We start from the raw sequence: 12,360 nt of genomic DNA, 5'->3' as shown, positions 1-12,360 counted from the left end.
GAAGAAGGAAGAGGGAAGAAGGAAGAGGGAAGAAGGAAGAGGGAAGAAGGAAGAGGGAAGAAGGAAGAGGGAAGAAGGAAGAGGGAAGAAGGAAGAGGGAAGAAGAAAGAAAGAAAGAAAGAAGAAGGAAGAGGGAATAATTTTCCCTCTTCCCACTTTAAACTCAAAATTCAAAATTAAAACCTGAAAACTATTCCTCACACTACACTCCCCACAAGCTGCTTAGCGGCAAGTGCGATATTTGACGTGATAAACTAAACCGCGATGAGCCAAATCGAAGGAGTCAACGGTGGCCATGCGGGCACCGCGGGCGGTCATCGCAGCATTTACTCTCATATTTACACTGTCGCCGCAGCTAGACCAAACATTAGCTACAGTAGCTAAGCTATCTCGAACATTATAGTTAGTTTCGCCGCTCAAATTCCGATTAAAAACTGGACCGCGGGCTCCAGCGAAAAAGTATTCTGCTCGCAGGTTGCCTGTGGTTTTAGGAGCAACGTAGCCGCGGTAATCAGCATCGTAAATAGAAATTTGGTAGCCTTGGGGTACTTTGATGGGAATGCTCAGATTGCAGCTTTTCCGGCTTTCTGTTGAGACATTTCCCTGGGCTGCAAACTTATCAAATAGGATGGTGAGTTCTTGACCGTCGGGGCTGACGCTGACGCTGGCGGAGCGATGGGGGCAACCGCTACTGCCCTAGCTTGCACCTAAAATTTGAACTGCCGGATTAGCAAAGGCGGGGCTGATAGAAGCAGTCATTAATGCCGTAGCTAGCAATAGTTTTACAAACTTCATGGATGTTCTCCTTAATAAGTTAAGTTGTGTGTTAGGAGCCTCTTAAAGAATTGAAGCTCTATTTAGGTAACCTTGTTTAAACTTGGATAGAACTGCCTTCATGTTGCAATATGAAAAGCCTGTAAAGTCAAGCTGATGACCTTAACTGCATTACCTGTATCGGGTTTTTATATTAATGAATTTATCGAAAAAATAGGTTTTATGCTGACACTTTCTAAGATTCGTATCTGTTGGTGGCACTTCCGGAAGATTTCGGTGCGAAACTCCGGATCTGTTTTAAAGGGCTGGGACGGAGGGCGAGATAGCGAGGGAGACCAGCCGGGAGGCTTTTGGGTCCGGATCTGCGTTCCCAGGAAGAGCGCAGGAAGCAGAGGAAAGGAGAGAATGACATAGTTGTGTATGTTCAAACCTCGCATAGTTAGTGTGGTGCTGCGCCCAAAAAAGGCAAGTGTAGAAGCGAATTTTCTTCGCGCGGTATTTGTGTTTTAAATACGGGTTTGAGATAAGTAGTCCTGGAGGTAGGGGCGGCTATAAACTGAGGTTTTTTCGCGTCAAGAGGGCGTCCCGGACTGATAAGTTAGAATAAAGCAGATTAATTGTTAAAAAAAATGAGTGCTAAAGTTACTGTCATCGACCATCCTTTGATACAGCACAAGTTAACTCTAATGCGGCAAACTCAAACGAGCACGGCGAAATTTCGCCAACTGCTGAAAGAGATTGGGATGCTGCTAGCCTATGAAGTGACGCGAGATTTGCCGCTAAAATACGAACAAATAGAAACGCCGATCGCAAAAATGAATGCACCGGTGCTGGCTGCGTCCAAGAAAATTGTGATTATTTCGATTATGCGCGCCGGTCAGGGATTGTTAGATAGTATTTTAGAACTGATTCCGTCAGCTAGGGTAGGACATATTGGTTTGTACCGCGATCCGACAACTCGGATGGCGATTGAATATTATTTCAAAGTTCCCCAGGATATCGAACAGCGAGATGTTTTAATTGTCGATCCGATGCTGGCTACTGGTAATTCAGCAGTGGCGGCAGTGGATAGGCTTAAAGAAGTTAATCCGAAGTCTATTAAGTTTTTGTGCTTGCTGGCGGCGCCGGAGGGACTTAAGCACTTTCACGAACAACACCCTGACGTGCAGATTTATACGGCTGCAGTTGATGAGTGTTTGGACGAACACGGCTATATTGTACCCGGACTGGGAGATGCAGGCGATCGGCTTTACGGCACTATGTGAATTCAATAAAATGATTTTTGGCTGTATATGCCAATACATTCATTTAACAGTAAGTTTTCTAACATAAGTAGTGGTTTGATAGTGCCAGACAATGTAAATTGTAAGATTTTAATGTCAGGGAAAGCCTATATGTAGCAATGGTTGTAGGATTTTCTGACGTGAAATTCGTAAATTGCATTATCTCAATGTATTTACTGCATCTTATGGGTAAAATCTCTGCCTTTAGTGTAATTAATTCCAGGAATTTAGTTCATAAGATAGATGTATTATGTTCACCGTTTGCGATCGACTACTAACATTTTTTGGACGAGGAAAAAAGCATGGAGACTACAGTACAGAAAGAAGCCCCACTTCAGCCTGTTGAGGAATTGAAAATTAACAGTATCAACAGTTTGGAGTTTGAGCTTTGGGCTAAAGCGGTGAAACGGCAGATGATTGCAGCACTCTCCAAAAAGGGCGCGATTTGACATCTCTGGGTTTTTTTTGCCCAAGTTGTGTTAATTAAATTAACAAAATTTTTGTCTGCTGTGTTGTCCGATCTCGATAGGAGGGAGGGGGAGAGTTTTGAGATTGCGCCTCTTTCGGAGTTGCCGGAGGTGAGAAGAAAGCATTTTCCTTCTTCCTAGTTTTGGATGCATGGGTGGCCCGAAACCGGGTTTTTTTACGAAAATACTTCTGTTGCAATCGGCAGAAACGGTAAAAAAACCCGGTTTCTTGGTGTCACAAGTGCGTGCGGGACTGAACTCTTGGCCGAATGCTTTTTGCCAGATCACGATCGCTTGTCAACCGCCGCCAGCAAGCGCAGACTTCCGTCTTGAACCTGCACTGCTTTCACCGTTCCCACAGCAACTCTTTGTTGACCGTTAGCCATCGCTACCTCAATCTTAATCTTGGGGTCAGCCTGCAATCCCAGCCGCCCCCACAGCCACTTGACTTGGGTAGCAGGAAAAGATCGCACTTCTACATCCCAAAAGGGCGAATTAACCCAGCGGCTACCGTCGTAAAAACTCGCTACTTGCACCTGATACCAAACTTGTTGTCCGGCCAATTTTAACTCGTTTTTCGGTTCTGGTTCCAGCCACTCAGCGGGATTGATACTGCTAATTAAAGTAGCAGAACCCATAATTTGACTCTTGTGGTTTTCTAAATTTTCAGCCTGAGAAACTGCTTCCTGAAGTTTGTTGATCAAGTTCCGAATTCGACTTCTGGTTTCGCTGTCAGTATCTGATTGCTGGTCGAGCCAATTCATCGCCTCGCGAGTTCCGTCTTGAGAGGCTACAATCAGGGCGCCCCAAGCCTTGACATCGGCGTCACCGGCATTCACTCTCAAGGCGGCGTCTACGCGGTTCCAGATCCGCCCGCTGTCATTTTTGAGGGTTGTGGCAATTTCGTTACTGTTGCTGGCATCGGCTTCAAATACTTGCAAAGCTTGACTCCAGCGACCGTCGATCAATTCTGCGAGAACTTGTTGACCGGGACTGGCCCAAGATGCGATCGCCTGAGCTCGAGTAATTTTAGCGTGAAATTCGATCGTTTCTAGCTGAGCTTGCGCGACTGCGGGCCAATTTTTGCCGGCTTTCCCCTTCGCGATACGCATGACATTTAATGCTGGAGACCACAGCCCGCTTTTGGCCAGTCGCAGCCCATTTTTGTAAGTCTCGTCATTGAAGGCAAATTCTTCTAAAGAAATCGCAGTTAACTGAACTGGGTTCGGTAAAAATTTGCGCGGGCTAATTTGATAAAGGGTAAATTGCGGCTCTAAACCAACTGTTTGGTCGATCGCCAACTGCGGGTTTTCCCCCTTAACAATTTGCTGCCAATTCGGCGCTTGTCCGGCAGCACTCGCCCACTCCAACAGCGACATTAAATGATTTTGGCTGGGGTTGTAGCGAACGACTTGTCCGTAAGGAATTTTCTTGTCTGCCCGGATTAGTTGACCGCTGACATTCAACCAAATGCCGGAGGCGGGGGGCTTTCCGTCAAAGCGACGCAGTTCTGTCAGGGGTAGCGACTGATTCGAGGCTTGATTGTTAGATGTAGAGTCAGCTAAAGAAGCCATGACAAAAGATTCCGCCGGGCCTTCTACGTTCATAGAACTTGCTAGCTGAAAATACTGCTCTTTATCGGAACTGCGATCCGGAAGCTGCACCCGCTTGTACACCCGAAGTTCGACAATTTGACGGCAAGGATTTTTGCAAACAGTAGAAGCCTTAACTGTTCTTTCTACCATCACCGGCAAGAGCAAATCGGAAATAGAATTATCGCCGGATCGATCGACGGGAAGCGGGAGGGGTTCTCCGGTTACGAATCCCAATTTGCGTAGGCTGGCTTTGATTTGATCGAGAGTTTGGATCGAATCTCTGCTACCTGTAGGCAGGCGCGACCATTCCGGCACAAACTCAGAGATCAACTTGTTGCCGTTGGGATCGACAATTAGCTGATAACTCAGCCAAGCGCCGCCTCCCATCAAAGCTGCACAGCCACACAAGACGCTGAGGGCTGTCAAATTAGCTACCAGTCTTTTCCAGGGATATCTGGCGCGAGTTGGGGGGGTAGGTATTAGAAGCTGGGACTGTTGAAGATTTTTGGGGCGTCGGGTTTGGCGACGGCGTCTTGTCGGAGGAGGAGCAACTTTTCGATTTTCTGGGGGTAAGGCTCGATTTTTTGAGGTGTTAATTTTGTGTTCCATCGTCCCATTTTAGAATTTAGATTTTAGAATTTAGAGTTTAAAATTGCAATAGCCGATCGTACTGCCGACCTATGATATCCCAGGTATATTGGCTTTCAACGAGCGATCGCGCGCTGACAGAGAGCTCTTGTCTTAGCTGCTGATTTTCAAACAAACTGGTAATCGCCTCAACATACTCGTGAACTTTGTTGGCCCGCAAGGCCCTTCTCGGTTGTGGTCCGCCACCCTTGACTAAACCCTCCAAACCTCGATCGCTCGCAACGACGGGGGTTCCCGCTGCCATCGCCTCCAAAGTTTTATTTTTAATCCCAAAACCAATCCGCATCGGCACCACACACACAGCAGCTTGATGCAAATATTCTGCCACCCTTTGCACCCGACCTACTACTTGAATTCCCGGGAGTTTCCCCAAGGCGAGCACGGAGGGGACTGGCGAAGCCCCGACTAGGGTGAGGGTGGCATCTGGATACCGCTGCTGCAAAGGCGGCAGTATGTGCAAACTGAGAAACCGCGCGGCGTCAATATTGGGCAAATTGTTCATTGCGCCTGCAAAAATTAAGGTGTGTCCTCCCGGATCGATCGACCGGTAGGGAAATTGGGTCAAATCCACGCCGTTAGGAATTACATCAATGGGAGGTACAAAAAAATCTTGTTTTCCTCGCACCCGAACCGGAGGCGACAGCAATTCTAGAAGTTGCTCTCTGTCTGTGGATGTTGTCGCGACAATGCGGGAAAATTTGGAACAGTAGCGTTTTTCGTAGCGGGCGAGTAGCGGTAAATTCAGTCGATCGCGCAGGGGTTTTTCCGAGGTGCCGGTTGCTAACATTTCCCTGCAAGTTCCCCAAACCGAACTGTGAATGTTTGCCACTGTCAGCACTTTTTGCCGCCATTCTGGACGCACGTAAATCTCGTTAACACTGTGTTCGCAGGTGACAGCATCGCATTTGCCTGCTGTTACCAATTCGTCTGCCCAATTCTGCATTGCTTGGGAGTAGCTTGAGAGTACGTTCGGAGGCGTCCCGGACAACAAAAATCGACCGAATCTGTGGAATTTTCCTATTATGTCAAAGAACCCCCCCTGGTTCAGGGGTTCCGGCAAAAAATTCCCATCGGGTTCTGGATCGAGTCTTAGCCCCCCTTTGACCGGGGGGGTTTGGGGGGGTACTTGCGGGTTGGAAAAAACTGCCAATTCTGCAACTTGCTGGCGCAATGCGTCGATTTGTGCGTCGGTGACATCGGGCGATCGCACTGTACCGAGAATTACATGATGCCGCAGGCTCAAGTATTGCAATAAATTAAACGTCCTTACCTGAGTTCCTCCGCGGCTTGGCGGATAGGGAAAAGTCGAGGAAAGCATCAAAATCTTCATGGGATGTGGGAGAAATAAAGTTGCCGCTTGCGGGATAAAATTGATTAATAAAACGTTTTTAACAATCCTCGCACCTATGGACGAATTATCTGTTAAGGCGCTGCTCGAAGACTTGAAAAAGCCCGACGAAAGCGTGCGCGATCGGGCAACTACTGAACTCTGGCGCACTTGGTTTAACCAGAAGGGTGAGTATGGGATGCAAATTCTCAGGCGATCGCAAGTTTCGCTGGAGGCAGGCGATGTTCGCCACGCTTTGGATTTGCTGACGAAACTGATCTCCGAAGCGCCGGATTTTGCTGAAGCTTGGAACCGGCGGGCTGTACTTCACTATACCCAAGGAAATTATAAAAAGTCGCTCCAGGACTGCCAAACCGTCCTCAAACTGAACCCGGTTCATTTTGGGGCGCTGCACGGTCTGGGTTTGTGCTACGCTGCCTTGGGAGAATACATAAATGCTATTCAAGCTTTTCGCCGGGCTTTGGAAATTCAACCTTTTGCTTTGGTGAATCAAAAGTTAATTCTCGAATGTACAGCTCGTTTGAGTTAAAATCAACTGTGGAGTGAAGGAAGAAGGAAGAAGGAAGAAGGAAGAAGGAAGAAGGCAGAAGGCAGAAGGAAGAAGGTAGAAGGAAGAAGGCAGAAGGAAGGAGGAAGAAGGCAGAAGGAATAAGGAAGGAGGAATAAGGAAGAAGGAAGAAGGAAGGAGGAAGAAGGCAGAAAATCAATGGTTTCATAATTTTTTCGCAATCTCAAATCTCAAATCTTAAATTGTCTAAGTTAGTGCCGAAAATTAGCGTTTGCATTCCTACTTGCAATCGAGTGCATCTGCTGGCTTGTGCGATCGCCAGCGTGCTAGCTCAAAGTTATACAGATTTTGAATTAATTGTCTGCGATGACGGTTCTACTGACAGCACTCCTATGTTGATGTCGGAATTTGTCGATCGCGGCATTCGCTACATTCGCCACCCGCAGAATATCGGTAAGAGTAATAATATGCGATCGGGCTTTGCGGCGGCAAGGGGCGAATATTTTATCAAGTTTGACGATGACGATCGCCTGAGCGCGCAATTTTTAGAGCGGACATCGGCTATTTTAGATAAAGACCCCAACATCGATTTTGTCAGTACCGATCACTCGGTGATCGACATTCACAATTATATTGACGAAAACCAGACGAAACTGAATTCCCAGCGGTGGGGGCGCACCGAGTTATCGCCGGGAATTATTGAAGATTTGCTAGAAGCAGTGTTTCTAAGACAGAGTTTGCAAATAGGGGCGACTTTGTTTCGGCGCAGCGCCCTGGAAGAAGTGGGATTTCTGCGGCCGAATTTGCAAAATTGCGAAGATAACGATTTGTTTGTGAGACTTGCGATTGCGGGCAAAAAATGCTATTACTTGCCGGAGCTGTTGATGGAGTATCGAGTTCATGCAGGACAGCAAGGAGTCGATCGGGCAATTCCGTATTTAAGTGATAAATTGCGCTATTTGATCGGCTACGAATTTGATTCCGAAAAGTTGGAAACAGTCAGGCTCAAAAGGATTGCCGAAACTCAATTAGCGCTAGGTTTGCGACTGATTGAGGTTGGTGAAACTGCAAAAGGGCGATCGATGGTGCGGGCAGGAAAGTCGGTTTCTGCGGCGAAAATGTGGGCTGGTTTGGGATTGTCGTTGCTGCCGGTGGAGTGGCGGGGGAGGGCTTTTGCCGCGGTGCGGGAGTTGTTGAAACGGGAGTTATGAAGGCCTAGGATTTCTACAGAATACGCGGCGGTTCAAACGGCGTCTATACACACAAAGACCGCAAGGGAAGGGTTGAAGAGTCGGCGGTTAAAATCACGTTTATACAGACAAAACCCACCAACACGGGTTTGAATTCTTGATTTTATTCAGTCCCCCTCTGCTAGGATGAGAGGCAAGTTTAGACGAGGTTTTAACCGCCGAGTCTTCTGGCGTGTCGCTTTCCAACCAGAAATTATCCGATTGATATAGCGGGTAGCCAGGGAATATCTGTCACGCCTGGATCGTAGCCAAGTTGTTTGAGCAGTGTGGTAATTTGTCCTCTATGGTGAGTTTGATGATTGAACATATGTGTCACCAGAACCCATGTCGGTAGCACGCGGCATTTACCATCTACATTGCTTGTGTACTCAAACGGTTGACTCAACCAGTCAGGATTAAGATGTCTAGACCATTCTATAATCTGCCGATCCGTTGTCTCCCGTTCTGCTCTCAAAACTTCAAATTCAGCATACAGTTCTTGACCGATAACGGTACCCGAAAATGGGTGAAGAGTGAAACGACCCATCCATGCTTTGTCACCATACAGTAAGTGATTCAGAGTGCCATGAATCGACTTGAAAAAGGCACCCATATCCTGTTTGCGCTGTTCATCAGGAATTGTCGAGCAGACCGAATATATCTTTTGGTTCATCCAGCAATTGTACTCGGCCATTAGCTGGTAGTAGCTACCGTCGTACATACTCAAAACTTAACCACCTAGTTTGAACAACTTACATTATACAAATACGTCTTTCATAATACTCCAGACTCTAATTGGTCTAGATAAATAAATTCAGGAGCTTTAACTCCCGCTTCCTCTCTAATTTTAACCAGCGCAGGCGACTCAAAGAACGCTCTTGCATCGGTTGTTGATGTCCACGCAGAGAAATGAACAATTTTGTTTGGTTCATTGTCATACTTCAAGACCTGATAGGAGCGCTCTCCAGCTTCTTTTCGGATGCTTTCAGCCCGATAGAATACCTGTTTCCAAGCTTCATAATTTTCTACTTCATGAATAATTAAGACATACTGCATAGCAATAAAGTTTATGGGAACTTTAAGTTTGTGATGCTGCAAATTATAACAGGCGATCGCACATTTTTTGACCTAAATTGCGATCGCCCCAAGTCCAAAATGCCAAGCTGTCATCAATGGAAGCGATTGCTTCCTTTCGGTCGCAATGACATACTTATGTATCAGGACTTACGTAAAAAGTTGTTGAACGCGCGAATTATAGCCGTAAGACTTCATGCACACCGCACCCTACATAATTAGGTTATGCGTAAGTCCTGTAAAGTAGTAAACAGTTCCCCATCTAAGTTTTTCCTAAATATCGTGTCTATATTTTCTGAAATTCCGACTGTGTGGTTGCAAATTTCCCTCGTGGGTATCTGGTTGGGTTTGATTTTACTGGTAGCTGAAGGGTTAAATCGCTTTACTTCTGTTGGTCCTGAAGTATCGCGCAAGGTGATGCACATGGGTAGTGGAAATGTGATTTTGCTGGCGTGGTGGCTGGAAATACCCGGTTTGGTGGCGATTTGGGCGGGAATTTTAGCAGGCGCGATCGCCCTAATTTCTTACCAAGTTCCGATTTTGCCGAGTCTTAACAGTGTCAACCGCAAGAGTTTCGGGACTTTTTTCTATGCTCTTAGTATCAGCGTTCTCGTGGCTTGGTTTTGGCCGCTGCAACGTCAGGAATACGGTACTTTGGGCATTTTAGTGATGACTTGGGGCGACGGATTGGCTGCTGTCATCGGTCAGAAATACGGCAAACATATTTATCGAGTTTGGGGAATACAGAAGAGTTGGGAAGGTTCTGCAACTATGTATTTGGTGAGTTTTGCTGTTAGCAGTTTGATTTTGCTGGCGGTTCAAGGCGCAGTTTGGCAGACTTGGGCTGTGTCGGCTGTTGTAGCTTTGGTTGCTGCTACTTTGGAGTCGGTTTCCAAGCTGGGAATTGACAATCTCACTGTGCCGATCGGCAGTGCTGCGATCGCCTTTTTCCTAAATCAGTTTTGGGTAATTGGTAATTGATAGATTGAGTAGAACGAAATGAAACTCAACCTATCAATTACTATTAACAGTTTAACAGTCAACAGTCAACAGTTAATTGTTAACTGTTGACTGTTGACTGTTAAACTGAATGCCTGTGCCGAAGTCGCTAGAAACGACCTGAATGGCGGCTCATTCTCTCGACCTAGAGCTTTTGGAGAGCGTACCTTCAAAAGGTTGAACTCCACTATTTGGATAGTTGTCATCGCTGGGGCTAAAAATCCGCATCGCTGCTTCCGAAACGTAACGCATCGCGTTTGCCAAAGATTTAGAAAGATTCATAGAATCTGCCTCTCTTATCTAGGTTCTCATACTTTTATATTACTCTGATTTTTTGCCTGTGGATGAGTTTAGCAATATTTATTTGAATTACTTATTAGTCTGCAACATCGAAGCAAGCAGAAGGTTTCAGACCTTACGCATTATTGGGCGATCGACCTTTTCCTGGTAGATTTTTTCTGGCTCAACTCAAGGGCGAGGGCGATCGCACGGACGACGCTCAGAAACCGGGTTTTCTAACTCTGTTCAAGGGCTGCAACCAAATATTTCCGTAAAAAACCTGCAACGCTTGAGTGTTTGTGCTTAATTCCTGAGATTGTTAAATTAGGTATTTTTATGGGTTTTACCATAATATTTATGTCTAAATCCACCTGAAATCGGCTAGTCAAGGGCGCAATCAACGAATTATTCCGACAAATATCTGCAATCTTTATCAAATATTTACAAATAGATATGGTGTTAGTTACTATAATTAAAACAAAGAAGTTTGTCCGGGGTTTTTCTTATGAAAACTACCACAGAAAGCCTGCACCTCACAGGTTGTGAGGAAATCTTAGAAGACCGGGAACTGACGGTTTCCGCAGCAGATTACAGCCTTTTAACCGATCTCTACCAGCTAACCATGGCCGCTTGTTACGTTGGGGAAGGGCTCGACGGGCGGGCCGCTAGTTTTGAGCTGTTCGCGCGCAGGCTGCCAGAGGGTTTTGGCTATGCGATCGCGATGGGCTTGGCTCAAGTGCTCGACTATCTGGAGAAATTTCGGTTTTCTCAGTCGCAAATTCAGGCTTTGCAGTCCACTGGGATTTTTGCTGGCGCCCCGGATGGATTTTGGACTCTACTCGCCACAGCCCGCTTTACTGGGGATGTTTGGGCGGTGCCGGAGGGGACGGCGGTGTTTGCCAATGAGCCACTGCTGCGAATTGAGGCTCCTCTGTGGCAGGCTCAGTTGGTGGAAACTTATTTGTTGAATGCGATAAATTATCAAACTTTGATTGCGACGCGGGCGGCCAGACTGCGGGATGCGGCGGGCCCGGAGGCTAAGTTGCTGGAATTCGGGACGCGCAGGGCTTTTGGACCTCAAGCTGCTGTCTGGGCGGCTAGGGCGGCTCTGGCTGCGGGGTTCGACGGAACTTCTAATGTTTTGGCTGCTTTGAAGTTGGGCCGCAAACCTGTCGGGACGATCGCCCATGCTTTGGTGATGGCTGTTGCCGCCCTCGAAGGCAGCGAAAATCAGGCGTTTGCAGCTTTTCACCGCTATTTTCCGGGGGCGCCTCTGCTGATCGATACTTACGATACTGTGGCGGCGGCGCGGATGTTGGCCGATCGAATAAACAGTGGTGAAATGCAGTTGGAAGGCGTGCGGCTGGATTCCGGCGATTTGGCGGTGCTGTCTCGGGAAGTTCGATCGATCCTTCCGGGTGTCCCTATTTTTGCTAGCGGCGATTTGGACGATCGAGAAATTGCTAAATTAAAAAATAGCGGTGCTTGCATTGACGGTTACGGTTTGGGAACGAAGTTGGTCAGCGGTTCCCCTGTCAACGGTGTTTATAAGTTGGTGGAAATTGACGGGATTCCGGTGATGAAAGAGGCAAGCGGCAAGGTAACATATCCAGGAAGAAAGCAAATTTTTAGACATATTGAAAATGGGGAAATTATCGGAGATTGTTTGGGATTGTCCGGAGAAACTCTTAAAAATTGCGAGTCTTACATACCATTAATGAACTTGGTTGTCAAGGAAGGCAAACGAGTGCAGCACCAGGAAAGTTTGGAGGAGATCGCCAAACGCACTGCTGCTTCTGTCGCCAGTCTTCGACCCGAAACTCGCCAACTTGACAACCCGATTTCGCCGCCAGTGGAAATTTCTACAGATTTGCAAACTCTCACCCAAAAAACGAAAAAGAGTCAATCGATTTTAGATTTTAGATTTTAGATTTTAGATTGATCCCACGGATAAAGGCGGGGGCTTAAGGATTGTCGATTTTCGATTTGGGATTGATTCCACGGATAAATCACGTGGCGGGTACCACCTTTGAAATTCGTGGTCATTAGTCAGTAGTCATTAGTCATTAGTCAGTAGTCATTAGTCAACAGTCAACAGTCAACAGTCAACAGTCAACAGTCAACAGTCAACAGTCAACAGTCAACAGTCAACAGTC

General features: G+C 46.8%; 12 protein-coding genes and 1 pseudogene. 7 read left to right on the top strand and 6 right to left on the bottom strand.

What is annotated here, in order from left to right:
* Positions 1-180, top strand: a 180-nt coding sequence (locus tag QUB56_RS21090; protein WP_332957840.1) for a hypothetical protein, incomplete at its 5' end; no start/stop codon positions are given.
* 42 nt (positions 181-222) lie between these two features.
* Here the strand turns inward: QUB56_RS21090 and QUB56_RS21085 are convergent.
* Positions 223-678, bottom strand: a pseudogene (locus QUB56_RS21085) (DUF4360 domain-containing protein); the annotation flags it as partial.
* Positions 679-1,403: 725 nt separating this feature from the next.
* Here QUB56_RS21085 and upp point away from each other — a divergent pair.
* Together upp and QUB56_RS21075 are read left to right on the top strand one after the other, a co-directional pair.
* Positions 1,404-2,039 (top strand): uracil phosphoribosyltransferase, encoded by a 636-nt coding sequence (gene upp / locus QUB56_RS21080; protein WP_332957839.1) that lies wholly within the window; start codon positions 1,404-1,406, stop codon positions 2,037-2,039.
* Between the two features lie 320 nt (positions 2,040-2,359).
* Complete coding sequence (locus QUB56_RS21075) at positions 2,360-2,506, top strand: hypothetical protein (RefSeq protein WP_332957838.1); 147 nt, start codon at positions 2,360-2,362, stop codon at positions 2,504-2,506.
* Positions 2,507-2,808: 302 nt separating this feature from the next.
* On the opposite strand, the gene QUB56_RS21070 is transcribed toward QUB56_RS21075, so the two are convergent.
* Positions 2,809-4,728, bottom strand: a complete 1,920-nt coding sequence (locus QUB56_RS21070) for a hypothetical protein (RefSeq protein ID WP_332957837.1) — start codon at positions 4,726-4,728, stop codon at positions 2,809-2,811.
* A 37-nt stretch (positions 4,729-4,765) separates the two neighbouring features.
* Positions 4,766-6,097: a glycosyltransferase family 4 protein gene (locus tag QUB56_RS21065; protein WP_332957834.1), complete on the bottom strand. Its 1,332-nt coding sequence runs from the start codon at positions 6,095-6,097 to the stop codon at positions 4,766-4,768.
* Positions 6,098-6,173: 76 nt separating this feature from the next.
* On the opposite strand from QUB56_RS21065, the gene QUB56_RS21060 reads away from it, so the two are divergent.
* Positions 6,174-6,644: a tetratricopeptide repeat protein gene (locus QUB56_RS21060; RefSeq protein WP_332957833.1), complete on the top strand. Its 471-nt coding sequence runs from the start codon at positions 6,174-6,176 to the stop codon at positions 6,642-6,644.
* A gap of 233 nt (positions 6,645-6,877) precedes the next feature.
* Positions 6,878-7,834, top strand: coding sequence for a glycosyltransferase (locus tag QUB56_RS21055; protein ID WP_332957898.1), 957 nt, complete (start codon positions 6,878-6,880; stop codon positions 7,832-7,834).
* Positions 7,835-8,066: 232 nt separating this feature from the next.
* Here the strand turns inward: QUB56_RS21055 and QUB56_RS21050 are convergent, their stop codons facing one another.
* Entirely contained in the window at positions 8,067-8,573 is a 507-nt protein-coding gene (locus QUB56_RS21050; protein ID WP_332957896.1) for a DinB family protein, read from the bottom strand.
* A 53-nt stretch (positions 8,574-8,626) separates the two neighbouring features.
* Entirely contained in the window at positions 8,627-8,908 is a 282-nt protein-coding gene (locus QUB56_RS21045) for an antibiotic biosynthesis monooxygenase (protein ID WP_332957832.1), read from the bottom strand.
* 300 nt (positions 8,909-9,208) lie between these two features.
* On the opposite strand from QUB56_RS21045, the gene QUB56_RS21040 reads away from it, so the two are divergent.
* Positions 9,209-9,907 (top strand): diacylglycerol/polyprenol kinase family protein, encoded by a 699-nt coding sequence (locus QUB56_RS21040; protein WP_332957831.1) that lies wholly within the window; start codon positions 9,209-9,211, stop codon positions 9,905-9,907.
* 150 nt (positions 9,908-10,057) lie between these two features.
* Here the strand turns inward: QUB56_RS21040 and QUB56_RS21035 are convergent, their stop codons facing one another.
* Positions 10,058-10,207 carry an isochorismate synthase gene (locus QUB56_RS21035; RefSeq protein WP_332957829.1) on the bottom strand — a complete coding sequence of 50 codons (150 nt, stop codon included), beginning with the start codon at positions 10,205-10,207 and terminating at the stop codon, positions 10,058-10,060.
* A 502-nt stretch (positions 10,208-10,709) separates the two neighbouring features.
* On the opposite strand from QUB56_RS21035, the gene QUB56_RS21030 reads away from it, so the two are divergent.
* A complete protein-coding gene (locus QUB56_RS21030; RefSeq protein WP_332957826.1) occupies positions 10,710-12,134 on the top strand; it encodes a nicotinate phosphoribosyltransferase in 1,425 nt (474 codons plus the stop codon).
* The last annotated feature ends 226 nt before the right edge of the window (positions 12,135-12,360 follow it).

Source organism: Microcoleus sp. AR_TQ3_B6 (assembly GCF_036702785.1).
Lineage (GTDB): Bacteria > Cyanobacteriota > Cyanobacteriia > Cyanobacteriales > Microcoleaceae > Microcoleus.
Note: the sequence above shows the minus strand (reverse complement) of the source record. Positions and strands in the feature narration are given on the sequence as shown.

What these genes read in the sequence shown, in the direction of transcription:
- upp (WP_332957839.1), top strand. Translation starts at nt 1,404, where the DNA reads ATGAGTGCTAAAGTTACTGTCATCGACCATCCTTTGATACAGCACAAG.
- QUB56_RS21075 (WP_332957838.1), top strand. Translation starts at nt 2,360, where the DNA reads ATGGAGACTACAGTACAGAAAGAAGCCCCACTTCAGCCTGTTGAGGAA.
- QUB56_RS21070 (WP_332957837.1), bottom strand. Translation starts at nt 4,728, where the DNA reads ATGGAACACAAAATTAACACCTCAAAAAATCGAGCCTTACCCCCAGAA.
- QUB56_RS21065 (WP_332957834.1), bottom strand. Translation starts at nt 6,097, where the DNA reads ATGAAGATTTTGATGCTTTCCTCGACTTTTCCCTATCCGCCAAGCCGC.
- QUB56_RS21060 (WP_332957833.1), top strand. Translation starts at nt 6,174, where the DNA reads ATGGACGAATTATCTGTTAAGGCGCTGCTCGAAGACTTGAAAAAGCCC.
- QUB56_RS21050 (WP_332957896.1), bottom strand. Translation starts at nt 8,573, where the DNA reads ATGTACGACGGTAGCTACTACCAGCTAATGGCCGAGTACAATTGCTGG.
- QUB56_RS21045 (WP_332957832.1), bottom strand. Translation starts at nt 8,908, where the DNA reads ATGCAGTATGTCTTAATTATTCATGAAGTAGAAAATTATGAAGCTTGG.
- QUB56_RS21035 (WP_332957829.1), bottom strand. Translation starts at nt 10,207, where the DNA reads ATGAATCTTTCTAAATCTTTGGCAAACGCGATGCGTTACGTTTCGGAA.
- QUB56_RS21030 (WP_332957826.1), top strand. Translation starts at nt 10,710, where the DNA reads ATGAAAACTACCACAGAAAGCCTGCACCTCACAGGTTGTGAGGAAATC.